Origin of the sequence: Streptomyces sp. NPDC046759 (assembly GCF_040645475.1) — a bacterium.
GTDB lineage: Bacteria > Actinomycetota > Actinomycetes > Streptomycetales > Streptomycetaceae > Streptomyces.
Genome location: NZ_JBEYYJ010000010.1, coordinates 204,684 through 229,281, shown reverse-complemented (window position 1 = coordinate 229,281; position 24,598 = coordinate 204,684). Strand labels below are relative to the sequence as shown.

Sequence of the window (24,598 nt, the reverse complement as noted above, 5' to 3'; positions counted from 1 at the left end):
GGAGCCCGGGCTCCGATCTTGGTGCGCCCATGATGCGTCATGGGTGGGGGAGGGCTGTCAGGGCCCTGCCCAAAACCCCCCGGGGAGATAGACGCCGGGAACTCTTGTTCCGTTCCGGGAGTCGGTCAGGAAGGGACAATTGTGTGCGGGATCACCGGGCGGAGCTGAACGGGTGGAGCTGATGGGACCTACGGAGACCGGAACAGCGCCGGGACGGGGCGTGTCGTACCGAACGATGACCGCCTTCACGCCGGCCGACGAGGAGCGCCGGCGCGGAGTGCGGCGGATGAAGCTGACGGCGACGGCCATGCTGCTGTTCGTGGCGGTGGTGTACGTCCTGGCGAAGCTCGCCTCGCACGAGGGGGCCGGAAACTGGGCGGGCTATGTCGCCGCGGCCGCCGAGGCAGGCATGGTGGGCGCGCTGGCCGACTGGTTCGCCGTCACCGCGCTGTTCCGGCACCCGCTGGGGCTGCCGATCCCGCACACCGCGATCATCCCGACCAAGAAGGACCAGCTGGGTGTGTCGCTCGGGGAGTTCGTCGGTGAGAACTTCCTGTCCGAGGACGTCGTACGGCAGCGGCTGCGCGCGGTCGGGATCGGCAGCCGGCTGGGGGCGTGGCTGGCCGAGCCGGGGCACGCGGACCGGGTGACGGCGGAGCTGGCCACCGCGCTGCGCGGTGCGCTGACGGTGCTGCGGGACGCGGATGTGCAGGCGGTGGTGAGCGAGGCGATCACCCGGCGGGCGAACACCAAGGAGATCGCGCCGGCGGTCGGCAAGATGCTGGAGGGCGTCGTGGCCGATGGCGGGCACCGGCGTGCGGTGGATCTGGTGGTGGCACGTGCGCACGACTGGCTGGTGCTGCACCGGGACGACGTGATGGTCGCGGTGGAGGGCGGCGCGCCCGGCTGGACCCCGCGGTTCGTGGACCGGAAGGTCGGCGAGCGGGTCTACAAGGAGCTGCTGCGCTTCGTCACCGAGATGCGTGACATGCCCTCTCACCCGGCGCGTGGCGCGCTGGACCGGTTCCTCACCGACTTCGCCTCCGACCTGCAGTCCGACACGGACACCCGGGCGCGGGTGGAGCGGCTCAAGGGGGAGGTGCTGGGCCGGAGCGAGGTGCAGGATCTGATCGCGTCCGCCTGGACGGCCGTACGGTCGATGGTCGTGGCGGCGGCCGAGGACGAGCGCAGCGAGCTGCGGACGCGGGTCCGGGCCGCGCTGCTGTCGCTCGGCCGGCGGATGGCGACCGAGCCGAACGTGCAGGAGAAGGTCGACAGCTGGGTCGAGGGCGCGGCGGTGCACGTCGTGACGACGTACCGCAAGGAGATCACCTCGCTGATCACGGACACCGTGGCGAGCTGGGACGCCGAGCACACCACCCGGAAGATCGAGGCGCACATCGGCCGCGACCTGCAGTTCATCCGGATCAACGGCACGGTCGTGGGCTCGCTGGCGGGACTGCTGATCTATGCGGTGACACGGACGCTCGGCGCCTGAGCCGTTTCGAGCGTTCCCGGCTCTTCCGCGTGTTTCCGCGGGTCGGGGGCACCCGACAGCAGTCCCCCCGCTGGGTGCCGGGGGGCGTCCTTCGACGTGGAGGGAGCCCATGAGCGCAGCCGAGACACCGGTGCCGTCCCCGCGGACCGGCCGGACCATCACCACCGACATCCCCGCCCGGCTGGACCGTCTGCCCTGGTCCCGCTGGCACTGGACGATCGTGGTCGGCCTGGGGACCGTATGGATCCTGGACGGTCTGGAGGTGACCGTCGTCGGCAACATCGCCAGCCGGCTGGCCGAACCGGGCAGCGGCCTCGCGATCTCGTCGGGGCAGATCACCGGCACCGCCGCCGCGCTGTATGTGGCCGGTGCCTGTCTGGGTGCCCTGTTCTGGGGCCGGCTGACCGACCGTTTCGGCCGCAAGAAGCTCTTCATGATCACCCTGGCGGTGTATCTGGCGGCGACGGCGTTGACGGCGGTGTCGTGGGAGGCCTGGTGGTTCTTCCTGTTCCGCTTCCTCACCGGTTTCGGTATCGGCGGCGAGTACGCGGCGATCAACTCCGCGATCGACGAGCTGATCCCGGCGCACTACCGCGGCCGGGTCGATCTGATCATCAACGGCAGTTTCTGGCTGGGCGCGGTGGGCGGCTCGCTGCTGTCGATCGTCGCGCTCAACACGAACCTGCTGGCCGCGAACGTCGGCTGGCGCCTGACCTTCGCCCTGGGCGCCGTCCTGGCCCTGGTCATCCTGCTGGTACGGCGCCATGTCCCGGAGAGTCCGCGCTGGCTGCTGATCCACGGCAGGGACCGGGAGGCGCAGGAGATCGTCTCCGACATCGAGCGCCGGGTGGAGGGGGAGAAGGGCGTACGGCTGCCCGAGCCGGAGGGCGAGCTGGAGATCCACCAGCGCAAGAGCGTGACGTTCCTGGAGATCGCGCGCACGGTCTTCGGCCGGTACCGCCGGCGCGCCGTGCTCGGCTTCTCCCTCTTCATCGGCCAGGCGTTCTTGTACAACGCGATCACTTTCGGCTTCGGCGCCATCCTGACCAAGTTCTTCGACGTGCCCTCCGACCACACCGGCTACTACTTCGCGGTGATCGCGGTCGGCAACTTCTGCGGACCGCTGCTGCTCGGTCACCTCTTCGACACGGTGGGCCGCCGGGTGATGATCTCCTCGACGTATCTGCTGTCGGGCCTGCTGCTGTTCGGTACCGCGTGGTTGTTCGACCGGGGTTCGCTGAGCGCGGACACGCTGACCGCCTGCTGGTGCGCGGTCCTCTTCTTCGCCTCGGCGGGCGCCTCCAGCGCCTACCTCACCGTCTCCGAGATCTTCCCCATGGAGACGCGAGCGATGTCGATCGCCTTCTTCTACGCGCTGGGTACGGCGGCCGGCGGCATCAGCGGCCCGCTGCTGTTCGCCGACCTGACCGGCACGGGCAAGGTGGGCGACACGGTGCTGGCCTTCTCCATCGGCGCGGCCCTGATGTGCGCGGCGGGCCTGGTCGCGGCGGCTCTCGCGGTACGGGCCGAACGCCGCTCCCTGGAGGACATCGCCCGCCCGCTGACGGCGGTGGCGAGCCGGGCCAGGGAGGCGACACGGGGTGCCAGGCCCGCTCCGGGCACCCAGGAGGGCCGGGGGCCTGCGGCTCCGCCGGCGCCGAGCAGGCCGTGACGGCCGAGCCGTGAGGGCGGCGAGGGTCAGGCGCCGGTGGTGGATCCCGGCCGCACGATCATCAGGACGGTGACGGTCGCCCACAGCAGGTTGAACATCCCGGTGAACATGGCGAGCCGCGCGGGATTCGCCTCCCGCCCTTCCACGAGGGCGCTCTGGGCGGGAAGGACCAGCGCGGCCAGGACGGCGGCGGCGAGAGCCGTCAGCCCGATGGACACGATCAGCCAGGCGCTGCCGAGCACGCCCATCCCGCTCGCGGTGGCGAACCCGAAGACGGGGACGACGACGCCGACGAGGGCGTACACCCGGCAGATCCGGTGCAGCAGCCGCAGCGTCCCGGCGGCGCCCTCGTCCTGTGGGGCGCGGAGCGCTCGCCGCGCGGCGGGCGGGAACATGCTGGCGGCGACGGTCACGGGGCCCACGGCGACGATGGCGGCGAGGACGTGGACGGCGAGGAGGAACTTGTTCACGCGGTGACGGTAGGCGGGGGAGGGATCTTGCAGAAGTGGCGGGACTGCCGACATTCAACGGATTCCCGCCAGTGCGACGAGCAGCCGCCGGTGCCCTATGGCCCTGCCCAACCCCGTCGGACGTGGTTGGCGGGAACCGGTCGCACACAGGTGTTCCCGCCCGGCCGCAGGTCAACGATCCCGGCCGTGGGCCTACGATCCCGCCATGCACACCGTGGCCGTACTGGCGCTGGAAGGCGTCGTCCCGTTCGACCTCTCCGCCCCCATCGACACCTTCGGGTGGGCGCGGCTGCCCGACGGCCGGGCGTCGTACCGGGTGCGGGTGTGCTCGGTGCGGGAGGAGGTGAACGCGGGCGCCTTCACGGTGCGGGCGCCGTACGGCCTTAGGGCGCTGGCCGAGGCGGACACGATCGTCCTGCCGGGTGTGGCGGAGCCGCCCCAGCAACTGCCGCCCGGTGTCGCGGAGGCGTTGCGCGAGGCGGCGGCGAAGGGCACCCGCATCGCCTCGATCTGCGTCGGCGCCTTCCTCCTCGCGGCGACGGGCCTGCTGGACGGGATGCGCGCGACGACGCACTGGTACGCGGCCGGCCGGCTGCAGGAGAGACATCCGGAGGTGACGGTCGACCCGAACGTGCTGTACGTGGACAACGGTCAGTTCCTGACCTCGGCGGGCGCGGCGGCGGCCCTGGACATGTGCCTGCACATGATCCGCAAGGACTTCGGCTCGGCCGTCGCCGCGCACGCGGCCCGGATGTCCGTGATGCCGCTGGAACGGGAGGGCGGGCAGGCCCAGTTCATCGTGCACGACCTGCCGCCCGCGCCTTCCGGTGCCACTCTGGAGCCGCTGCTGCACTGGCTGGAGGACCACTGCGACCGTGACCTGACGGTGGACGAGATCGCGGCCCGGGCGGGCATGAGCACCCGCACCCTCAACCGCCGCTTCCGCGAGCAGACCGGCACGACCCCGCTGCAGTGGCTGCACCGGGCCCGGGTACGACGGGCCCAGCACCTGCTGGAAACCACGGCTCACCCTGTCGAGCGCATCGCCGCCCAGAGCGGCTTCGGCTCGCCCACGGCGTTCCGGGAACGCTTCCGGAGGGTGGTGGGCACGAGCCCGCAGGCGTACCGGCGGTCGTTCCGGGCGGGGGCGCTGTAGGTGCCGTCGGTGGGCCGTCAGGCCTTGCGGTCGGCGACGGCCCAGGAGGCGAGGGCGACGGCGCCGGCGACACCGAGCACGGACGGCCAGGCGCCGATCTTCTTCGCCAGCGGGTGGGACCCGGCGAACGCGGCGATGTACGCGGCGCTCAGCGCGCCCGCGGCCTTCCCGCCGGCCTGCGCGCGCCACTGCTGAGCCGCGGCGGCCCCGGCGACGGCCAGCACGGCCCCGCCCAGCTGCCGCTTCTTGGTCCAACGGGCCACGCCGTACCCACCGACGAGCCCGGTGGCGGCGACGACCGCACTCGGAACCCTGGCCATGCTGCCTCCTCTTCGCGCTGTGCCCTGTCTGCGCTTGTCCTGCCTGCTGTTCGTCCGGTCCTGAGGCTAACGCGCAACCGAACGCGCTCCCCTAACCTGAGTCTCGGCTTGTCAAGTTTCCCGCGGAGAGCTATATAAGAAGCCGTAGGGCATCGCCTCCCAGCCCCTGGAGAGAGGAGTGACCTGTGATGCTCATGCGCACGGACCCCTTCCGTGAATTCGACCGTCTGACGCAACAGCTCTTCGGAGACGCCACGCGCCCGGCCGCGATGCCGATGGACGCCTACCGCGCCGGAGACGACTTCCTCGTCCACTTCGACCTGCCCGGCATCGACCCGGAGACGATCGAGCTGGACGTCGAGCGCAACGTCCTCAACGTCCGCGCCGAGCGCCGCAACCCGGCCCCCGAGAACGCGGAGGTGCTCGTCGCCGAGCGCCCCAAGGGAACCTTCACCCGTCAGCTCTTCCTCGGCGACACCCTCGACACGGAACGCATCGATGCGTCGTACGAGGCCGGCGTCCTGACGCTGCGCATCCCGGTGGCCGAACAGGCCAAGCCGCGCCGCATCCAGATCACGGGCGGCACCGGGGACCGTAAGCAGATCGGCAGCTGACCGTCTGTCAGGTGACCTCTGTGTCTGCCCGTAGGCGCCCGTCACCGTTCGTCGGCGGGCGCGCCACGGCCGGCGCCACCGTCGTCGCCACGCGTCCCGGATCTCCGGTCACGGGCCCCGCCCGCGCTCCGGGGCGCGTGGCGCGCCGAACCCACCCATCACACAAGACGGCTTTCGCACTGCATGCCACCACATGCCACACATGACACGAACTCCCGCTCATGGTCCTCGCATTACGGGGTACCGGCCTTCCGGTGCCGGAAGCGGCGGACTGCCGCACTGCCGAGCCGGAGAACCGGAGAACCGACGATCTGCCGAACGTCGAACGGTCGCACCGCCGATTGGCCGAGCCGGCGAACTGCCGAAGCGTCCTGGAAGAGGAGCCACCACGATGACGGTGACGACACCGCAGCCGAGAACGACGATCCCCGCGCCGCCGGCCCTCTCACGTGACGCCGACACCGCACGCTGGGACGAACTGACCGAGAAGGTGCGCGAGGCGGGCCAGTACCCCACGAAGGCGGAGGCGGAACACGTGACCCGCACCGTCCTCTCGGCCCTGGGCGGCCACGTGACCGGTGACGAACGCGTCGCCCTCGCCCAGTCCCTCCCCCTGGAGGCGGCCCGGTTGATCGCCTCCCAGATCCCCGCGACCCACCCCCTGACGGCGAGGGAGTTCGTGGAGTCGGTGGCCACCCGCATCGAGGGCTCGACGCCCGCGACGGCCCGCTGGCACGTCAGCTCCGTCCTCGGCGTCCTGGCCGACTGGGTCGGCGTCCCCCTGACCACCCACCTCCTCGCCCAACTCCCCCCGGGTTACGCCCTCCTCTTCGGCCGGGCGGACCTGGCGCGGACGGCGTAAGCGCGGTTCGCGCACGAGGACCGGGCGTCGCCGGCCATCTCCCCCCCCGCCCCGCCCCGCCCCGCCTCGAACCAAGCAGAGAAGCCACCGGCTGCGGGGGCTTCTCGGTGTGCTCCGTCGTTCACCGGGGATGCGCGTGCGGGTTCACGCCGGGATGTGTCCGTGCGCGGGTTAAGTCACCGCGCATGTCCCGTACCGGCGGCGGGCAGGCCGACCCACCGGACGGCCGGCCTGCCCCCGCTTGCCGCAGTCAAGGAACGCGAACCGACCTCTTAAAAGGCCTTGTTGCTGCAGCCCATCGTCGAGCCGATGTGGGTGTCCTGCGCGCCCGGGTTGCCCTCACCGTTCAGCGCGTTGCCCAGCACGCCGTTGGCGATGCCCACCTCGCCGAGGATGTCCAGGTTGAGGTCGTGCGACCTGCAGTTCGTGCTCTGCAGGACGCTGCTGCCCCCGCCGCCCTCACCGCCGGCGTAGGCGGTGCCGGAGGCCAGGAACCCGACACTGCCGAGGGCTGCGACCAGGACGGCAGTCTTGCGAAGCGTGTGCATGTCATCTCCATGGTGCGAGTGGTGTGGATGCGGTCGGTGACAGTTCGACCGCTTGCGGTTATGGAGGCTAGTGCGAAAATACCCCAAACCGGACAGCGGCGCGCCGACCTTGTGAGGGGGTTCGGGGCGACTGTGGCGACCTGTCATCCGCTGCCGTTCCGTCGATCGGCGGGGCGAGAGAGCTCCCGAGGTGTCGCGGTCGGCGGGCAGGGCGCCTGTCTTCGAGGCCAGGGGCTGCTGGCGTGGCGCGTCGTTGGCGGGGTGCATCAATCGTCCGGAGTAGTGGCGCAAGGCAATGGTGCGGTGTCGCCATGGGGCGCGGGAGGCGCACGGCCGCCGCGGGGCCAGGCCAGTGGGCGGAGTCCACGGAGGAAGAGGCGAGCCCCTCAGTGCCCAGAACCCTCATTGGGCCTGCCGCACCTCCGGCACTGACACGGCGGCCACTCGGCAGTGATCAGGGGCGGTAGACCAGCCGCGGCGAATACAGCCCGGGTAGGTCCCCATGTCTTGCCGGAGTCCTGCGAGACACGAATGGTCATGAGCGGACTATCGGTAAAAAGCCCAGCCTTCTCGCCGTGGCTCACGATGCGTACACCTCTGCCTGGTGCCAAGACGGCCGCGCTTCAGCCTCCTTCAGCGTCTTCTCCACGAGCATGGCGACCCATCACCGCCCGGCGTTATGACGCGTGCGAGCCGTCTCAATGAGAGTGATGATCGACCGCGGCGTGCATAGGTCACCCTCGTACCGGGGTGGGATCACCCAGTACGTCCCCGGCGGCTGTTGCTGGTCTAGTCGCGGCACTCCGAGGTACGTCCCCTCACCTAGACACGCGACGATGTCTCCATACGCCCAAGCCAGACCGGTGTGCGCCTGGATCAGTGCGTAATACGTCTCGCCGACGGCACGACGGTCGTAGATGATCGAGCCTCCCAGAGACGCACCAAGTGCGGGTGCCACTTCGTCGGGCTCACGCGCGCCCACAGCGGCGTGTACTACCTCTCCGGGCATGCGTACGGCAGCGAACCGAACACCGAGAGGCAGTAACGCAACGCCTTGAGTCGCCCACTCTGCCCGGGCCCGCTCCGGTGACGGGTGAGCGCGGACCAGCCATTCGCCCACCGCTTCGTCCAAGGCCTCTTGCGTGTCCAACGGACCACCTCCAGTACTGAGCTTCGGTCGAGCGTGCGCTAAGCGTCTAGCAACTCGGTGGCACAATCGAGGACTTATCAAGGCCACTAAAAGGACTCTAAGAGGGCGTACTTGACGCCCGGCGAGGGAAGGGTGCCGAACAGAGGACGGATGTGGGAGTGTTGAAGGAACCGCAGCAGGAGGTGTCCACGTGTCCAGGCCCAGCGGCAACGTCCGACTCAAGGCCGCTCGAGTAGCCGCCGGGTTCAACTCGCAGCAAGACCTGGCAGACGCCCTGACCCGGCATGCCGAGGACATGGGCCTCCGAGGGCTGTCGATCGGCGTGCGACAGGTTCGTCGCTGGGAGTCAGACACTCCGCCCTGGCCACAGCCGGACTGCCAGCGGATGCTTGTCCACCTGCTGGGGCAGAGCATGGAGGCCCTTGGCTTCACGCCTCCGTGGGCCCCTGATGGTGTGCAGCACGCGGAGCCAACGCGGCGTGCTGTGGTCGCAGGGGGAGCAGCGGCTTTCGGCGTGGCATCCCTGCCGCCCCGAGCTGCCGCGGCACCACAGCCCTCGACTGCTGGGACCGACTTTCAGGCAGTCACTCGGTCCCACCGAAGGCTCTACTGGTCTGTCGCCCCGCCCCAACTCCACCCCGCCGTCATCGCTCACGCGAGGCTGGGTTGCGCCTTGCTCCCGGACACCTCGGACTCGACGCGTCGAACGGTCGCCGCCGCGCTGGGGGAGACGTACCTCTTGGCAGGCCGGATTGAGTTCTTCGACCTTCGTGAACCGAGTGCCGCCAACGCTACGCTCCTCCTGGCACTGCAAGCCGCGGGTGAGGCCGATGATTCACTGCTTGGCTCGGCGATCCTCGCGCACATGGCTTTCATTCCTGGCTGGTTGGCGGATCGTGACGGCGCCTTGGAGCGGATGACGGCGGCCCGCACGTACGCTCGACGTGCCGCGGCATCAGCCGAATTCCTCGCCTGGCTCGATGCGGTGGAGGCTGAATGCGAGACCAGGTGCGGCAACACGCGCACCGCGCTGCATCTGATCGGGCATGCAGAGGACGTCCTGGCGGCCGGCAACGGACATTCGTCCCCAGAGTGGATGGACTGGTTCTCCCCGGGCCGCTTGGGTGCTTTCAAGGGAAACACACAGATGATCGCGGGCCACCTCCCCCAGGCTCGCGAGAGCCTGCTCCGAGCTTTGACATCCATGACGCCAGCCGAGGACAAGCAGCGCACGGTGGTCTACGGCGACTTGGCAGCAGTGGAGGCGGCGTCGGCGAATCCGGAGGGGGCCTGCGAGTACGCGGGTAAGGCCCTGGATCAGCTAGCCGTCACCTGGTACGCCACCGGTATGGAGCGAGTACGCGAGGTCCGTCGTGCGCTCGCGCCCTACCAGCACGAGCGCTGCGTACGTGACCTCGACGACCGGCTGTACGACTGGGCTACGACGCTCAGCGCACTGAGTCGTTGAACTCACGGATCAGTGCCGGCAGTTCCAGCAGGCTCTCCACTCGAAAGGTGGGTAGCTCACTGGCCTCGGGGGAGTGCCACTGAATCGTGGCCCAGGGGCCTCGATGCACGAGCGCAGTGTGCATACCTGCAAGGCTGGCCGGGCGGATGTCGTTGTCGCAGCGGTCTCCGACGTAGAGGATCTCATCGACGTCGAAGGGCACGACTTCGGCGACGCGTTTGAAGAACGCTGGGTCAGGTTTGCTAGCGCCCCAGTCATCCGAGGTACCGATCAGATCCACGTCGTTCGAGAACAGTTGACGCAAGATGCGCCCTGCTCGAACGGTCTGGTTTCCAGCGATGCCAAGCCACACTCCGTCGACCCGGAGCCGCGCCAGGGTGGGGCGGACATCGGCGTACAGGTCCTGCTCCCCAAACGTCTCCGGCTGTCCGGCTGCGGCACGCTTCTCCCGCTCCTGGTAGAGGTCGAACCCCGCACGGAACTCCTGGAAGACCTCCCGGTAGTCACGCCCTTGCGCGACAACAGCGCCGAACATCGCATGGAAGGTGTGCCGAGGCACGCCCATCCAGTCAGCCCAGGTCCCGTACTCCCGGGTCTCGTCTACCAGGCACTCACCGACGTCGAAGACCACTGCGCGAATCATGGGTGCAGCGTATCGATGGCCCCAAGTGGCATTGGCGGATGCGTCCCGGGCACCGATGACAGACCTACAGGTCCGACGGGTGCAGCCAGATTCGTGCAACCTCGTGACACGAGTGATCATCTTGCGCCACCATGGGGCGATGACAGAGCGAGTCATCGGTCACATAGATGGGGTAGTTCCAGGGGCGGTGTTCCGGCGCCGGACGGACGTGCTTCACGCCAAACTGCATGGCGACACACAACGAGGCATCTCTCGGCTAAGGGACACTGACGGCAGTTACGTAGCGGATGCGATCGTCTTGAATGGCGGCTACGAAGACGATCAGGATGATTGGGTTCGAGTCAAGTACACCGGCGCCTCGCCAAACAAGGACAAGACGCAGGACGGTAAGAGGCTCCTGCAGAGTCAATCTTGGGAATACCGGGATAATGCTGCACTCAAGCTCAGCTTCGAGCGAAATTACCCCATCCGCATCATTCGTGGTCCAGACGGAGACGAACGCTATTCACTGCCGGACGCGTACAGATACGACGGACTGTACGCGATCACGGAGATCCGTACAGCCTCCTCTATATCACCAGCTTCAGATGGCTCGCCGCTAAAGATATGCCAGTTCGAACTGGAGAGGCTTCCTCTGCCCGAGCAGGAGCAGACACCCGTAGAGCGGGAAATCGCATCTGTATTGATGGAGCAGCAGGAACTGTTGAAAGGCCAAGAAGCTGCCCCTGAGCTTGGTGAGCGTGCGTGGACGGACGGGGAGAGGTTCCCCGTGACGCGCGCTACTTCCATTCAACGAATCGTCCGCGACGCTGCCGCCGTACGTCGAGTCAAGGAGTTGTACGAGCATGAGTGTCAGATTTGCGGGGTGCGCTTGCTTGGGGCGGACGAGAGGCCCTACAGCGAGGGTGCTCACATAAAGCCGTTGGGAAAGCCGCACAACGGGCCGGATGTGGAGAGGAATATTCTCTGCCTCTGCCCCAACTGTCATGTGCGTCTTGACCTTGGGGCTGTCGTCATTGAAGATGATTGGTCGATCGTCCTGCGCGCCGGCATGTTTGGTGAAAACGTCCGCGCAAAACTGAAGCGACACAAGAAGCATAAAGTGCACGAAGAGTACGTGCGTTATCACCGAGATTGGTGGCGACTTGAGGGTGGCCCCGGCCAACCGTAAGGCCGGGGCTTCACGCACGTAGCACTGATGTCGCGGACCGAGTCACCTACTCAACCCGTGGCAGTCCGCGTACGTCCGCTCTGTTCCACACCAACACCCAGCCCCCCTCTGCGGCGGCCACCCCACCGCCCGCCCCCGTGCCGCCAAGGTCGTCGCGTACTGGGGGAGCAGGGTGGTGTCTGCCGGGGAGGAGCCCTCCGACGCGGCGAAGGCCTCGTACGACGGGACCGTGCCCGTGACGATGCCGAGGTTCGGCGTGCCCGAGGACGACAGCTCGCGCAGCGACGACTCTATGGTCGACAGGTGCGTCTCGTGGGACGGGTACTCCGAGGACAGGGCCGGATACGTCGAGAGCAGCTCGGTGAGCTCCTCGGCCGGCCAGTGGAGGACCGCCACCGGGAAGGGGCGGGAGAGGGCCTCGCGGTAGGCGCCCAGTTCGGCTCGCAGGCGGGAGATCTCCGCCGCCAGCTCCGCCGGGTTGTCCGAGCCCAGGGACCAGACCCGCTTGGGGTCGTGGAGTTCGTCCAGCGATACGGGGGACGTGTGGAGCGAGTCCGCCAGGGTGTCCCAGGCGTCGTGCGGGAGTCCCAGCATGCGGCGGACGCGGTGGCGGCCGTAGAGGAGGGGGTGGGTGGAGGGGGCGGGGTCAGGGCCGGCCTCCGGGCCCTCCGCGGGCGGCAGGAGCAGGCGGGCCCCCTCCGTGAAGGTCTCCGCCGCCGCCTCCAGTTCGTCGTGCGACTCCAGGGACTCGGCGATGATCACCCAGGGGGCGGGGTCGCGCGGGGCGGTCACCCGGATGCCCTCGATGATCGCCCTCGCCTCCGCCTCGTGGCCGTATTCCCAGAGGTTGGAGGCCTTCAGAGCCCTCACCAGGGCCGGGCTCTCCAGGCCGGCGGCGGACGACAGCAGGCGGTCGTAGAGCGCGGTGGCCGAGGGGCGGTCGCCGGACAGTTCCAGGTGGGCCGCGGCGCGGAGCAGCAGGGCCTCGGCGTCCTCGGGATACAGTCCGGCGGTCCGCTCCAGGCGTGCCGCTTCGGCGGTGTGGTCGACGTTCTCGGCAGGCGTGTCGGGGCGCATGGGGGACACCGTACTGCCGAGCAGTGACGGAAGGGAGCAAGTCCTGGTCAGGCTCCCCTCAAGATCCCCGATTGCACCGTCACCCCGTCCACCTGCGGCGTCTGGACCGATTTCGCCGCGAACGCGACCGACAGCGCGACCGACAGGAAGTTCCGGGAAAGGCGGGGGCCCGTGGTTTCTCGGCCTCGTTGAGGAAGTCGTACGACGTTCCCGGTCCCCCTCGGCTATGGCCAGTTGTACGCGCTGCGCCTACCCTGCGGGCGGCTCCCGTGGAGGTGGGTGCGGATGCTTGCGTCGTCGGGCGTGCGGGTCGTACGGCACACGGACCGGCGTCGGCGTGCCCGACGCCGGCGCGTGCTGTGGGGCGGGGCCGAGGCGCTCGTCACCGTGGGGGTGCTGCTCCTGCTGCTGGTCGTGCACCAGCTGTGGTGGACCAACCGGGAGGCCCGGCGCGGGGCCGAGCGTCAGGTGGAGGCGCTGGAGCGGGAGTGGGGGAGCGGGGGGTCCGGTAGGGGCGGCGGCGGCCCGGGGGCCGCGGAGGCTCCGGCCACCGCCTCGCCCGCGGCTCCCGCGTCGGTCCCTGGTGCGTCCAAGTCCCGTGCGCCGCAGCGCTCGTACGTCCCCGCCGCCCTGCCCCGGCGGTCCCAGGCGTACGCCGTCCTCATCATTCCCCGGCTGGGTCTGCGGGTGCCCGTCGCCGAGGGCGTGAGCAGGACGGATGTCCTCGACAAGGGGTACGTCGGGCATTACCGCGGGACCCAGCAGCCGGGCCAGGCGGGCAACTTCGCGCTCGCCGGGCACCGGAACACGCACGGCGAGCCCTTCCGGTACCTGCCCCGGCTGCGGCGCGGGGACGACATCGAGGTGGAGACGCGGACGGCGACGTACACCTACGACGTCGACCAGATCCTGCCGCAGACCTCCGCCCTGGACGCGGGGGTCGTCCGGCCGGTCCCGCGCTCCCTCGTCCGGCCCCGGTACGGGTACGACCGGCCCGGTTACTACATCACTCTGACCACCTGCACCCCCGAGTTCACCTCGCGCTACCGCATGGCGGTCTGGGGCAAGCTGGTCTCCGTGCGGCCCCGCTAGTGCTGCCCCCGCTCCCGCAGGGCCGGCACGGTCACCGCCCCGGCCGCCGCCAGCCCCGCCGACACCAGCAGGGCGATGTTCGCGCCGTCGGCCAGGGTGCGGGCGGAGGTGGCGAGGGCGATGGTCAGGGCCACGCCGGTGCAGGAGCCGATGTAGCGCAGGGTCTGCTGGGCGCCGGAGCCCATCGCGGCGCGCTCGCGCGGGACCGACTCGACGGCCAGCGACGGCAGCGCGCCGTTGAGCAGGCCGCTGCCGATGCCGCTGATGACCAGGCCGGGCAGCAGGCGGGTCCAGGACCCGGAGGCGACGGCACCGAGCATGGTCAGCACGGCGACGGTGTGGAGGGCGAAGCCGACGGCCAGCTGCGTGCGCGGGGCGATACGGCCGGCCAGGTGCTTGACCTGGAGGGCCACCGTGAAGCTCAGTCCGGACCAGATCAGCAACAGCCAGGCCGTGGCGAGCGGGGACAGCCGGAGCGCCTGCTGGAACAGGGCCGGCAGGAAGCTGAACGGGCCGATCACCCCGAGGCCGGTGAACAGGCCGCCGGCGGCCGAGGCCAGGAAGGGCGCCCGGCGCAGCAGGCCGAGGTCGATCATGGGGGTGGCGGTGCGGTGTTCGACCGCGGTGAACAGCGCGATCAGGAGGACCGCGGCGGCGAGGAGCAGGCCGACGGGGGCGCGCAGCCAGCCGTCGCGGCCCAGGGTCAGGGCCGCGACCAGGGCGACCAGGGCGAGGCCGAAGGTCAGGGCGCCGAGGACGTCGGGCCGGCCGCCGCGCGGGGCGCGGGACTCGGTGAGTGCCCGGGCGCCGAGCGCGGCCACCAGGAGCGTGGCGGCGCCGAGGACGCCGTACGCGATCCGCCAGCTCGGCAGCGCGCCCGCGATCAGCGGCCCGACCGCGATGCCGCCGCTGACGAAGGCGCCCCACACTCCGGTCGCGTGCAGCCGGCCGCGTGGTGAGGGGAAGGCCGCCACCAGCAGACCGAGGCTGCTCGCCAGGATGGCCGCGCTCGCCGCGCCCTGGCCGATGCGGGCGAGAGCGAACTGCCAGGTCGACGTGGTGAGGGCGCCGAGGGCGGTGGTGAGACCGAGGGCCAGCGTGCCGCCGAGGAAGATCCGGCGGCGGCCGTAGTCGTCGGCGAGACTGCCGACCACCAGCAGCAGGGCGGCGAGGCCGAGCGGGGTGCCGTTCAGCAGCCAGGCCTGGGCGGAGAGCGGGGTGTGCAGGGCGGCCGCCGTGTCCGGCAGCGTGACCATCGGGGCCGTGTACGTCATCAGGGCCACGGCGGTGGCCGCGCTGGTCAGGGCGAGGGTGGCCCGGGGGCGTACGGGGGCGTTCCGGACGGTCGCGGCGCGAACGGCTGCTGCGGTGGGGGTGGGGGTGGGGGTGGGGGTGGCGGTGGTGGTGGGGGAGTCGAGCCCGGTCATGGCGTGGTCCTGTCCTTCCGGGGCCTGCGGTGACGTGCGGGTCGGTCGTGGAATCCGGCACGTAGGTTCGTTCATTGAACTGACGTGGCCTCTTCACCGTAACACCATCGGTTCAGTGAATGAACTCAGGTCGGGAGGGTGGCTACAGTGGACGGCATGGCACTGGGCAAGGACTATGCGACACAGCAGTGCTCGATCGCCCGCGCGCTCGAGGTCATCGGCGAGCGCTGGACGCTGCTCGTCGTCCGGGACGCGCTGTACGGCGTGCGGCGGTACAACGACTTCCTGGTCCACCTCGGCATCCCGCGCGCCGTCCTGGCCGCCCGTCTGCAGACCCTGACCGCAGAGGGCATCTTCGAGAAGCGCCGGTACCAGCAGTCGCCGCCGCGCGACGAGTATGTCCTCACCGAGCGGGGCATCGCCCTGTGGCCCGCCCTGCGCGCCCTCGGGCTGTGGGGCCGCGAGCACCTGGGCGAGACGCAGCTGCGGTACTTCCGGCACGCCGCATGCGGCACGGAACTCGGCTCGTACGGCGAATGTGCCGCGTGCGGGGTCGTCGTACCGGTCGAGGACGTCGTCATGGAGCCCGGCCCCGGCCTCGACCACGACCCGGCGGACCCGGTCAGCCGGGCCCTGCTGAAGCCCAGGCGGCTGCTGGAGCCCCTGGAGACGGAACCCGCCTGACCACCCTGACCGCGCGGGCGGTCGGCTCAGGGCCCCGGGGTGCTCAGGCTGGTGTCCCGTGGTACTCAAGCGGGCGTCCCGTGGTGGTCAGGCGGGCGTCCCGTGGTGGTCAGGCGGGTGTCCCGGGGTGCTCAGGCGGGTGTCCCCGGGTGGTCAGGCGGTCCGTGAGGTGCTGCCCGTGAGCAGGTCGACGCCCATCCGGTCGGTCTGCTCCGCCCGGCCGCCCAGCCGGTGGACGACCACCCACCGGCCGTCCTCCACGGCTCCCGCGAAGAGTGAGGCGTGGCGGGTCGCGCCGTTGTGCCAGTGCAGCTCCCCGGTCTTCTGCCACGAGGGGGCGGGATCGCCCAGCCGGCGTTCGATCACCAGCCGGACCAGCAGCTCGGCGACCGCCTGCGGGGTGGCCCACAGGCCGCCCGCCGGAAGGATCGCCCCGTCCATGGTCCACGGCCTGCGGTCCCTGCCGAAGAGACCCGGCGCGAGCAGGCGCCGGGCGGCGTCGGGCCGTGCGCTCACCTCGTGGACGTCCAGCGGCCGCAGGACGTGTTCCGCGAGCAGTTCCTCGTACGGCCGGCCGGCCGCGGCGACCAGCGCCGCGCCCAGCACGGCGTACCCGAAGTTGGAGTACTCCTCCTCCTCTCCCGGCGGCCGTACCGCGACCTCGTCCAGCCGGCCGAGCGACCGGCGCAGAGCGTCACCGTCGAACGCGGCGTACGGATCGCGGCCCGCGACGCCGGGCGGGAGGCGCGGCAGTCCGGAGGTGTGCTCGGCCAGGTGGCGCAGCGTGATACCGGTGCCGGGGGCGGCGGGGAGCCAGTGTTCGACGGGGTCCTCGGTGCCGAGCAGGCCCGCGGCTGCCATGCGCATCAGGGCCGTACCGGTGAGCACCTTGGTGAAGGAGCCGATCTCGACGAACCGGTCCGGCGCGTGGCCGTCCTCGGCGCGTGCGGAGGACGCGTCGCTCAGGACGCAGGTGGGAGTGCGAGGCACGAAAGGGCGCCCTTCGGCTGCGGCGGTCGGTGTCGTCGGCGGGGCCGCTCGGCGAAGGGGCCCCGCTCATTGTCCGTCAGGTGCACGCGGCGGGAGCGGGTTTCGGTCATCCCCGGCCGCCGTGTTCGGTGTTCCGCATCCTCGCTGCTCAGGTATAAAGGGCAGGTAGACATGGGCGGTTGGCCGTGGGGAGGGGGGCGAGTGGTCCGCAGGCTCGCGCGGTCGCGTGCGTTCGCCCCGCTGCTGCTTCTGCTGCTGCCGGTCGTACTGCTCGACACCGGCAGCCTGTTCGCGGCCGTGGCGCTGGCCGCGACCGCCGCCGGTTCCGCGCTCGCCCTCTGCTCCCTCCTCGCCGCCCGCTCGGCGCCGGCCGTCCCGCCCACCCGGGTGCGCACGGCGATGCGCGACCGGGCCCGGCGCACGGCCTTCCTGCCGCAGCGCGATCCCGACGCGCCCGGCCGTCGCCGGCCCAGGGCACCCGGACGCGCCCTGCCGGCGACCGCCGCGTAGGGCACGCCCCACCGCACCTCAGCTGCGCGCGTGACCCGCGCGGGTCGTCATGCCGTTCTCACCTCTTCCGGCACGACGAGACCCCCGGAGGGCTCACCCATGTCCGTCTTCTCCGTCTTCGCCCACCTGGTCGAGCAACTCGCCGACCTGCTCCAGCCGCTCTTCCGCGGCTCAGCGGCCGCCGCCGCGATCGTCCTGTTCACCGCGCTCGTACGACTCCTCGTCCACCCCCTGTCCCGCGCCGCCGCCCGTGGCCGGCGTGCCCAGGCGGCGCTCCGGCCCCGCATCGCCGAACTGCGCGGGAAGTACGCCAGGGATCCCGAGCGGTTGCAGAAGGCGGTGCTGGACCTGCACGCGAAGGAACGGGTCTCGCCGCTCTCCGGCTGCCTGCCCGGTCTCCTGCAACTGCCCGCGTTCTTCCTGCTCTACCACCTCTTCTCCAGCCCCACGGTCGGCGGCCGAAGCAATGAGCTGCTGGCGCACCGGCTGTTCGCGGCGCCGCTCGACGGACGGTGGGCCGACGCGCTCGGCGCCGGCGGAGTGTTCGGGGACGCCGGGCTGGTCTATCTCGGGCTCTTCGCGATCGTCTTCGCCGTCGCCGCCTTCAACTACCGGCTTGCCAAGCGGACGAGGGCGAACAACCCGGTTGCGGTGGGCGCCGGGGGCGGTGAGCAGGTGCCGGGGCTCGGCGCGGTCGCCAGGGTGATGCCGTTCATGTCCTTCTTCACGCTGGTCACCGTGGCCGTCGTACCGCTCGCCGGCGCGCTCTACGTCCTCACCAGCACGGCCTGGACCGCGGTGGAACGGGCTGCGCTGGACCGGTGACCGGGTGCGGTTACGGTCCAGTACGTGAACAGGGTATTGCGGAGTGGACAGCGTGATTGGAGGATCGACCAGTCCTCCGATGGCTGCACCCATCGGTCCGGGCGCCCGCGATCGAGGGAGACGGTGACCATGAAGCTGCTGCGAGTCGGTACGGCGGGGGCGGAGCGGCCCGCGCTGCTCGACGCCGACGACACCCTCCGGGACCTGTCGGGCATCGTGGACGACATCGACGGCACCCTCCTCGCGGACGCCGCCGCGCTCGGCCGGGTACGGGCCGCGGCCGAGTCCGGCGAGCTGCCCGCGCTCGACGCGGCCGGGCTCCGCATCGGACCGCCGCTCGGCCGCATCGGCAAGATCGTGTGCATCGGGCTCAACTACCACGACCACGCCCGCGAGACCGGTGCCGAAGCGCCCGCCGAGCCGGTGGTCTTCTTCAAGGCGCCGGACACCGTCGTCGGGCCCCACGACACCGTGCTGGTGCCCCGCGGGTCGGCCAAGACCGACTGGGAGGTGGAGCTGGCCGTCGTGATCGGGCGCACGGCCCGCTATGTGGAGTCGGCCGAGGCGGCGCTCGCGCATGTCGCGGGGTACGCGGTGGCCCACGACGTGTCCGAGCGCGAGTTCCAGATCGAGCGGGGCGGCACCTGGGACAAGGGCAAGAACTGCGAGACGTTCAACCCGCTGGGTCCGTGGCTGGTGACGGCGGACGAGGTCGCCGACCCGCAGAACCTGTCGCTGAGGCTGTGGGTCAACGGGGAGCTGAAGCAGAACGGCACGACGGCCGAGCAGATCTTCCCGGTCGGCGAAGTCGTGCGGTACGTCAGCCAGTTCATGACGTTGTACCCCGGGGACGTCATCAACACCGGAACGCCGGCGGGGGTGGCCATGGGGCGCCCCGAGCCGAAGCCGTATCTGCGGGCCGGGGACGTGGTGGAGCTGGAGATCGAGGGGCTCGGCCGGCAGCGGCAGGAGCTGAAGGACGCCTGAGCGCCGCACCGACGGGCCGCTCCGCCCGGCCGGGCGGAGCGGCCGGTCCGTCATGGCCGGGGTGCCGGGCCCGGGCCGGCCGGCCGCCGTGAGCAGGGCGTCAACCGCGGTCCGCGTGGCGCGGCGGGCCGTTGCGGCGTCGGTACCCCGCTGCACCAGTGGGGCCGGCCGGCCGCCGCGAGCGGGCGTTGAGGAGAGCGGACCTCTCCTCCTCGCGCAGCCGGTCGCGTTCGGCGGAGAACACCCGGCGATCTGGTGCAGCCGTCGCTCCGCGGGCGCGTCGGCGAGGGCCGGGACGCGTCGGCGAGGGCCGGCTTGTCCGCCGAATGATGCAGCACCAGGCGCCTTGGCGCCCCGGCCCGTTGGGTGCCCTTCCCGGCGTCGATGATCTCTCGCGGGTACGCCGGCCGTGCGCCGCGGGGCCGCTCGTGGCAGGGCCGCTCGTGACGGGGCCGCTCGCGGCGGCCTGGCCCTGCTGGGCCGGGCCGCCTGATGGCCGGCGAAGGACCTGGACCGGCTGCCTCCTCGTGCCGCCGTCGAGTTGCCGGGTGAGTGAGGGGCAGGAGGTCCGCTCGCACCGGTGCTCAGGCCAGGAGAGAGGCGAGCCTGCGCCATCCTTCCCTCGGGAGGGCGTCCCTGTCGCCGCCGGTGATCAGCTGGAGGGCCACATGGTCGGCGCCCGCCTGGTGGAACGTGTCGATGCGGGACCGGACGCGGTCCTCGTCGCCCCAGGCGAACACCGAGTCGACCAGGCGGTCGCTGCCGCCGTCCGCCAGGTCGTCCTCGGTGAAGCCCAGGCGCAGGAAGTTGTTGGTGTAGTTCGGCAGGGCGAGGTACATCGCGAGGGCGCCGCGGGCCAGGGAGCGGGCGCGGACCGCGTCGGTCTCCAGGACGACCTTCAGCTCCGGGGCGAGCAGCGGGCCGGCGCCGAGGATCTCGCGGGCCCGGGCGGTGTGCTCGGCCGTGACCAGGTACGGCACCGCGCCCGCCGCCCTGTCGCGGGACAGCTCGAGGGTCTTCGGGCCGAGGGCGGCCAGCAGCCGGCGGTCCTCGGGCACCCCCGCCGCGTCGAGGGCGTCCAGGTAGGCGACCAGGGCCGAGTACGGGCGGCGGTACTGGTCGGCGAGCTTGGCGTGGCTCACGCCGAGGCCGAGCAGGAAGCGGCCGGGGTGGGCCGCGTCCACCTCGGCGAAGGCGGCCGCGCTCGCCACGGCGTCGTACTGCCAGATGCTCTGGATGCTGGTGCCGACGGTGAGGGAGCGGGTCTCCTCCAGGAGCGGCACGGCGTGCCGGGCGGCGCTGCTGCCGCCGAGCCAGACGGCTCCGTAGCCGAGTTCCTCCAACTCGGCGGCAGCCTCGCCGAGTTCGCCGCGCCGGCCGGGTTCCTCCGCACGCAGGCCGATGCTCCAGATGCCGTAACGGCCGATCCTGTCCTTCGAAGCGCTCATGGGCCGATCCCTCCGGGTGGGGCCGTGATCTTCACGTCTGCAGGCATTCCCAACCGGAGGGACCGCGCACGTCATTCCCGCGGGGCGATCCCCGCGTCACACCTTCAGGAACCGCTCCAGCGCCTCCACCACGAAGCCGTGGTCCTGCAGCTGAGGCAGGCCGGACACCGTCACCGCGCCGATGACGCCCACGTTCTCCACGGTCACGGGGAACGAGCCGCCGTGCGCCGCGTAGGTGTCGGGGTCGAGGCGGGAGGAGTCCTCGAAGGTGGTGCCCTTGGCGCGGAAACGGGCGCCGACCAGGTAGGAGGAGGCGCCGTAGCGCTCCACCACACGGCGCTTGCGGGCGATCCAGGCGTCGTTGTCCGGGCTGGCACCGGGCAGGGCCGCGTGGAACAGCTGCTGTCCGGCGCGGTGGATGTCGATGGCGACCGGAGCCTGCCGCTCCCGGGCCAGCTCGACCAGGAGCGAGCCGAGGGCCCAGGCGTCGTCGAAGGTGAACTGCCGGAAGACCAGGCGGCGTTCCTGCGCCTCCAGCTCCTCGACGGACGGGGCGAGCTCGGGGGTGGACCTGGATGTGGCCTGTGGCTGGTGCTGCTGGTGCTGCATCAGAGGGTCACCGTCACCTTCTCCGCGGCCGACTTGCGGGCCGCTTCCAGTACGTCGAGGGCGGCGGCCGCCTCCAGTGCGGTCACCGGGTTGGGGCCGTCGCCGGACAGGGCGCGGGCGACGGCCGCGTAGTAGGCGGGGTAGTCGCCGGGGAGGGTCGGTACGGCCGTGCCGCCGCCGGTCAGCGGCGACTCGCCGGCGCCGATGCGGCCCCACAGCGACTCCGGCTCCTGACCCCAGCGGGGGCCGGGGCGCAGGCCTTCGCGCAGGGCCGCCTCCTGCGGGTCGAGGCCGTACTTCACATAGCCGGCGCCGGAGCCGAGGACCCGGAAGCGGGGACCGAGCTGGGCGGTCGTCGCGGAGACGTAGAGGTGGGAGCGGACGCCGCTCGCGTGGGTGAGCGCGATGAAGGTGTCGTCGTCCGTCTCGGCCCCGGGGCGGCGGACGTCCGTCTCGGCGTACACCTCGGCGGCCGGGCCGAAGAGCACCAGGGCCTGGTCGACGACGTGGCTGCCCAGGTCGTAGAGCAGACCTCCGATCTCTTCCGGGTCGCCGGACTCGCGCCAGCCGCCCTTGGGCTGGGGGCGCCAGCGCTCGAAACGGGACTCGAAGCGCAGGACCTCGCCGAGTTCGCCCTCCGTCACGAGCCTGCGGAGGGTCAGGAAGTCGTTGTCCCAGCGGCGGTTCTGGAAGACGGACAGGAGCAGGCCGCGCTCCTCGGCGAGGGCGGCGAGGCCGCGGGCCTCGGCCGCCGTGCCGGCGACGGGCTTGTCGACGACGACCGGCAGGCCCGCCTTGAGGGCGGCGGAGGCGAGCGGGACGTGCGTCCTGTTGGGGGAGGCGATGACGACCAGGTCCAGCTCGTCCGCGCGGTCGAACAGCTCCTCGGAGCCGGCGGCGAGCGTCACGTCCGGGAACTCGGCGCGGGCCTGCTGCTGCCGCTCCGGGTTGGAGGTGACCACGGTGTCCAGGGTCAGGCCCTCGGTGGCGGCGATCAGCGGGGCGTGGAAGACGGAGCCGGCGAGGCCGTAGCCGATCAGGCCGACGCGGAGGGGGGTTGCAGTCATGCCTCCTACTTTCGCAACGCTGTTGCCAAAGTGCAAGCGCAGGAGACAATGGGGGGCGTGAACAGGACCAGGACGGGGAAGGCGGGCGCGGTGGGCGCCGGCACGGTGCCGGGCCGCGGCGGGCCGGCGGGGGCGAATCTCGGCGCCCTGCGGTCCCACAACACCGCGCTGGTGCTGGGACTGCTGCGGGACGCCGGGGCGCAGGGCGTCAGCCGGCTCGAGCTGGCCGAACGCACGGGGCTCACCCCGCAGGCCGTCAGCAAGATCACGGCGCGGCTGCGGGAGGAGGGGCTCGCGGCGGAGGCCGGGCGGCGGGCGTCGACCGGGGGCAAGCCGCGGACCGTGCTGCGGCTGGTGCCGGAGGCGGGGCATGCGGTGGGCGTGCACCTCGACCGGGACGAGCTGCGGGTGGTGCTGGCCGATCTGGACGGGGCCGTGGTGCGGGAGCGGCGGGCCGACCTGGATCTGGGGGCCGGTGCGGAGGCCGTGCTCGGCGCGGTCGGGGACGTGGTCGAGGAACTGGTACGGGACGGCCTCGGCCCGGGTGCGCAGGAGCCCGCCGGTGCGGGGACGCTGCTCGGGGTCGGGGTGGCCCTGCCGGGGCCGCTCGATCATGCGCGGGGGGTGCTCCACCGGGTCACCGGCTTCCCGGAGTGGGACGGGTTTCCGCTGCGGGACGCGCTCGGGGAACGGCTGGGCGTGCCGGTGGTGGTGGACAAGGACACCAATGCGGCGGCGCTCGGGCTGGCCGTCGGGGGCGAGAGCGGCTCCTTCGCGTATCTGCACCTCGGTACCGGGCTGGGGGCCGGTCTGGTGATCGGCGGGCGCGTGCATCGGGGGGCGCGGACCGGGGCGGGGGAGTTCGGGCACCAGGTGGTCCAGCTGGACGGGCCGCTGTGCGAGTGCGGGGACCGGGGGTGCGTGGAGGCGCTGTGCCTGGCGGCGGTGGGGCGCGGTGAGGTCGCCGAGGCGGCGCGTGTGCTGGGGGTCGCGGCGGCGAACCTGGTCGGGCTGCTGGACATCGACGTGGTGCTGCTCGGCGGGCGGACGGTCGCGGCCGCGCCGGGGGCGTTCGCCGCGGGGGTCGGCGAGGTCGTGGAGGCGCGGGCCCGACGGGAGGGGGCGCGCGGGGAGTCGGTGCCGGTGCGGGTCGCTCCACGGGGGGAGCGAGTGGTGGCCGAGGGAGCTGCGCAGCTGCTGCTGGCGCCGGTGTTCGGGCGGGGCGATGCGTGACGCCGGCGCTGTGCCCCGGCGGGCCGGGGGCGGGTTCCGTCGGCCGGTGCCGTCCAGGGCCCTGTTCCCGCAGGTGCGGGGAGCTGTGCGATCGGCCCCCACCCGTCCGCAGACGGGTGACCGGCTGTAGGCCGACGGCGGGGACTTCGCGGCTCCCACCGGCGTGGCGGAGCCGACGGGACCGGTGTGATCGGCATGGTCATGTGTTCATGCGACTGTGCACACCCCTGTCCCCCTGCGTCGCCGCAGCCGCCGCCGCGTCCGCCTCCGCCCTCGTCGTGGTCCCGGTGGGGCCGGCCGACGCCCTCGAAGACCCGCCGCCCGCCTGCGTCGGCGCCGACGCGCGGGCCTTCCCGCTGGCCACCCGGATCCGTGGCGGCCCGGACTCCTACGAGGCCGGCGGCGGATACGGCACCTGGTACATCGACCTCACCAACACCACGAACCGGACCTGCACCGGCGTCCACCCGGTGATCGTCCTGGTCGACGACAAGCGGGCGCTGCGGCCCGACCAGCCCCAGCTGGAGTTCTACGACGGCCCCACGGCCCGGCGGGTGACGTTCCAGGGCACCGACGAGCAGGAGCTGATCGGGGTGCTCGACGCCGCGGGGTTCGCCGGGTTCGCCGTACCGCCCGGCCGTACCGTCAGCATCAAGGTCAGACTGGAGCTCCCCTCCGGGGCCCCGTCCGAGCAGGTCACCGCCAACGCCGCCGTCGTCCAGCGCCGGGGCGACGACGGGGAGTGGATCGGGGAGTCCAACGCCTACCGGTTCGGGATCAGCCACGACGGGGACGAGCCGACGCCGGATCCGGACCGCACCCAGGAGGGCGGGGATGTCCGGCCCAGCCCGTCCGGCAGTGCGCAGGCCACGCCCGGCACCGGCACGGCCAGCCCCGCTCCCGACCCCGAGCCGCCGTTCGCCGTGGAGGCGGGGATGGCCGCGGAGCGGGACCGCGAGCTGGCGCGCACCGGAACCGACCTCGCCCGCGGGCTGCTCGTGGCCGGCGCGACGCTCCTCGTGGTCGGCGGCGCTGCGCTGCTGCTGGCCCGCAGGCGCCGCTGAGCCGGGGGCCGTA

24 protein-coding genes are annotated in these 24,598 nt (G+C 71.7%); 14 read left to right on the top strand and 10 right to left on the bottom strand.

The features are described from left to right. The first annotated feature begins 235 nt into the window (after positions 1-235). Complete coding sequence (locus tag ABZ919_RS16640) at positions 236-1,498, top strand: DUF445 domain-containing protein (protein WP_361247986.1); 1,263 nt, start codon at positions 236-238, stop codon at positions 1,496-1,498. A 109-nt stretch (positions 1,499-1,607) separates the two neighbouring features. After that, positions 1,608-3,170, top strand: a complete 1,563-nt coding sequence (locus ABZ919_RS16635; RefSeq protein ID WP_361247984.1) for an MFS transporter — start codon at positions 1,608-1,610, stop codon at positions 3,168-3,170. 26 nt (positions 3,171-3,196) lie between these two features. Here the strand turns inward: ABZ919_RS16635 and ABZ919_RS16630 are convergent, their stop codons facing one another. Continuing rightward, the gene (locus tag ABZ919_RS16630) at positions 3,197-3,640 is read right to left on the bottom strand and encodes a hypothetical protein (RefSeq protein ID WP_361247983.1); all 444 of its coding nucleotides are present in this window, start codon (positions 3,638-3,640) and stop codon (positions 3,197-3,199) included. Positions 3,641-3,845: 205 nt separating this feature from the next. On the opposite strand from ABZ919_RS16630, the gene ABZ919_RS16625 reads away from it, so the two are divergent. Beyond that, positions 3,846-4,796 (top strand): helix-turn-helix domain-containing protein, encoded by a 951-nt coding sequence (locus tag ABZ919_RS16625; RefSeq protein WP_361247981.1) that lies wholly within the window; start codon positions 3,846-3,848, stop codon positions 4,794-4,796. A 17-nt stretch (positions 4,797-4,813) separates the two neighbouring features. On the opposite strand, the gene ABZ919_RS16620 is transcribed toward ABZ919_RS16625, so the two are convergent. Beyond that, the gene (locus ABZ919_RS16620) at positions 4,814-5,116 is read right to left on the bottom strand and encodes a hypothetical protein (protein WP_361247979.1); all 303 of its coding nucleotides are present in this window, start codon (positions 5,114-5,116) and stop codon (positions 4,814-4,816) included. 188 nt (positions 5,117-5,304) lie between these two features. On the opposite strand from ABZ919_RS16620, the gene ABZ919_RS16615 reads away from it, so the two are divergent. Then, positions 5,305-5,730 carry an Hsp20/alpha crystallin family protein gene (locus ABZ919_RS16615; RefSeq protein WP_361247977.1) on the top strand — a complete coding sequence of 142 codons (426 nt, stop codon included), beginning with the start codon at positions 5,305-5,307 and terminating at the stop codon, positions 5,728-5,730. Positions 5,731-6,121: 391 nt separating this feature from the next. Then, positions 6,122-6,592: a DUF2267 domain-containing protein gene (locus ABZ919_RS16610; protein ID WP_361247975.1), complete on the top strand. Its 471-nt coding sequence runs from the start codon at positions 6,122-6,124 to the stop codon at positions 6,590-6,592. Positions 6,593-6,864: 272 nt separating this feature from the next. Here the strand turns inward: ABZ919_RS16610 and ABZ919_RS16605 are convergent, their stop codons facing one another. Beyond that, a complete protein-coding gene (locus ABZ919_RS16605; protein WP_361247974.1) occupies positions 6,865-7,140 on the bottom strand; it encodes a hypothetical protein in 276 nt (91 codons plus the stop codon). Between the two features lie 1,340 nt (positions 7,141-8,480). Between ABZ919_RS16605 and ABZ919_RS16600 the strand changes: the two genes are divergently transcribed. Next, positions 8,481-9,758, top strand: coding sequence for a transcriptional regulator (locus ABZ919_RS16600; protein WP_361247973.1), 1,278 nt, complete (start codon positions 8,481-8,483; stop codon positions 9,756-9,758). On the opposite strand, the gene ABZ919_RS16595 is transcribed toward ABZ919_RS16600, so the two are convergent. Further along, positions 9,739-10,401 carry an HAD family hydrolase gene (locus ABZ919_RS16595; protein ID WP_361247971.1) on the bottom strand — a complete coding sequence of 221 codons (663 nt, stop codon included), beginning with the start codon at positions 10,399-10,401 and terminating at the stop codon, positions 9,739-9,741. The two genes, ABZ919_RS16600 and ABZ919_RS16595, sit on opposite strands and share 20 nt — an antisense overlap. Before the next feature lie 139 nt (positions 10,402-10,540). Between ABZ919_RS16595 and ABZ919_RS16590 the strand changes: the two genes are divergently transcribed. Beyond that, entirely contained in the window at positions 10,541-11,572 is a 1,032-nt protein-coding gene (locus ABZ919_RS16590; RefSeq protein ID WP_361247969.1) for a YDG/SRA domain-containing protein, read from the top strand. Positions 11,573-11,614: 42 nt separating this feature from the next. On the opposite strand, the gene ABZ919_RS16585 is transcribed toward ABZ919_RS16590, so the two are convergent. Then, a complete protein-coding gene (locus tag ABZ919_RS16585) occupies positions 11,615-12,649 on the bottom strand; it encodes an SEC-C metal-binding domain-containing protein (protein ID WP_361247967.1) in 1,035 nt (344 codons plus the stop codon). Positions 12,650-12,934: 285 nt separating this feature from the next. Here ABZ919_RS16585 and ABZ919_RS16580 point away from each other — a divergent pair, with 285 nt between their 5' ends. After that, positions 12,935-13,741 carry a class E sortase gene (locus ABZ919_RS16580; RefSeq protein ID WP_361247965.1) on the top strand — a complete coding sequence of 269 codons (807 nt, stop codon included), beginning with the start codon at positions 12,935-12,937 and terminating at the stop codon, positions 13,739-13,741. Here the strand turns inward: ABZ919_RS16580 and ABZ919_RS16575 are convergent. Further along, on the bottom strand, positions 13,738-15,168 hold the full coding sequence (locus tag ABZ919_RS16575; RefSeq protein ID WP_361247963.1) for an MFS transporter: 1,431 nt from the start codon (positions 15,166-15,168) through the stop codon (positions 13,738-13,740). The genes ABZ919_RS16580 and ABZ919_RS16575 overlap by 4 nt on opposite strands. A 156-nt stretch (positions 15,169-15,324) precedes the next feature. Between ABZ919_RS16575 and ABZ919_RS16570 the strand changes: the two genes are divergently transcribed. Further along, on the top strand, positions 15,325-15,852 hold the full coding sequence (locus ABZ919_RS16570; protein WP_361247961.1) for a helix-turn-helix domain-containing protein: 528 nt from the start codon (positions 15,325-15,327) through the stop codon (positions 15,850-15,852). Positions 15,853-16,005: 153 nt separating this feature from the next. Here the strand turns inward: ABZ919_RS16570 and ABZ919_RS16565 are convergent, their stop codons facing one another. Then, the gene (locus tag ABZ919_RS16565) at positions 16,006-16,842 is read right to left on the bottom strand and encodes a serine hydrolase domain-containing protein (protein ID WP_361247959.1); all 837 of its coding nucleotides are present in this window, start codon (positions 16,840-16,842) and stop codon (positions 16,006-16,008) included. A 201-nt stretch (positions 16,843-17,043) separates the two neighbouring features. On the opposite strand from ABZ919_RS16565, the gene ABZ919_RS16560 reads away from it, so the two are divergent. The 3 genes from ABZ919_RS16560 (at position 17,044) to ABZ919_RS16550 (ending at position 19,164) form a co-directional block, all read left to right on the top strand. After that, the gene (locus ABZ919_RS16560; RefSeq protein WP_361247957.1) at positions 17,044-17,352 is read left to right on the top strand and encodes a DUF6412 domain-containing protein; all 309 of its coding nucleotides are present in this window, start codon (positions 17,044-17,046) and stop codon (positions 17,350-17,352) included. Between the two features lie 99 nt (positions 17,353-17,451). Next, positions 17,452-18,177, top strand: coding sequence for a membrane protein insertase YidC (yidC, locus tag ABZ919_RS16555; RefSeq protein ID WP_361247955.1), 726 nt, complete (start codon positions 17,452-17,454; stop codon positions 18,175-18,177). A gap of 129 nt (positions 18,178-18,306) precedes the next feature. Further along, entirely contained in the window at positions 18,307-19,164 is an 858-nt protein-coding gene (locus ABZ919_RS16550; protein ID WP_361247953.1) for a fumarylacetoacetate hydrolase family protein, read from the top strand. Positions 19,165-19,748: 584 nt separating this feature from the next. Here the strand turns inward: ABZ919_RS16550 and ABZ919_RS16545 are convergent. The 3 genes from ABZ919_RS16545 to ABZ919_RS16535 form a co-directional block, all read right to left on the bottom strand. Further along, on the bottom strand, positions 19,749-20,612 hold the full coding sequence (locus ABZ919_RS16545) for an LLM class F420-dependent oxidoreductase (RefSeq protein ID WP_361247951.1): 864 nt from the start codon (positions 20,610-20,612) through the stop codon (positions 19,749-19,751). 96 nt (positions 20,613-20,708) lie between these two features. Next, a complete protein-coding gene (locus ABZ919_RS16540) occupies positions 20,709-21,221 on the bottom strand; it encodes a heme-degrading domain-containing protein (RefSeq protein ID WP_361247949.1) in 513 nt (170 codons plus the stop codon). Then, positions 21,221-22,288 carry a Gfo/Idh/MocA family oxidoreductase gene (locus ABZ919_RS16535; RefSeq protein ID WP_361247947.1) on the bottom strand — a complete coding sequence of 356 codons (1,068 nt, stop codon included), beginning with the start codon at positions 22,286-22,288 and terminating at the stop codon, positions 21,221-21,223. Before ABZ919_RS16535 ends, ABZ919_RS16540 begins: the two co-directional genes overlap by 1 nt. 90 nt (positions 22,289-22,378) lie before the next feature. On the opposite strand from ABZ919_RS16535, the gene ABZ919_RS16530 reads away from it, so the two are divergent. Together ABZ919_RS16530 and ABZ919_RS16525 are read left to right on the top strand one after the other, a co-directional pair. After that, positions 22,379-23,521 (top strand): ROK family transcriptional regulator, encoded by a 1,143-nt coding sequence (locus ABZ919_RS16530; RefSeq protein WP_361248031.1) that lies wholly within the window; start codon positions 22,379-22,381, stop codon positions 23,519-23,521. 209 nt (positions 23,522-23,730) lie between these two features. After that, positions 23,731-24,585: an LPXTG cell wall anchor domain-containing protein gene (locus ABZ919_RS16525; protein ID WP_361247945.1), complete on the top strand. Its 855-nt coding sequence runs from the start codon at positions 23,731-23,733 to the stop codon at positions 24,583-24,585. Positions 24,586-24,598: the final 13 nt, after the last annotated feature.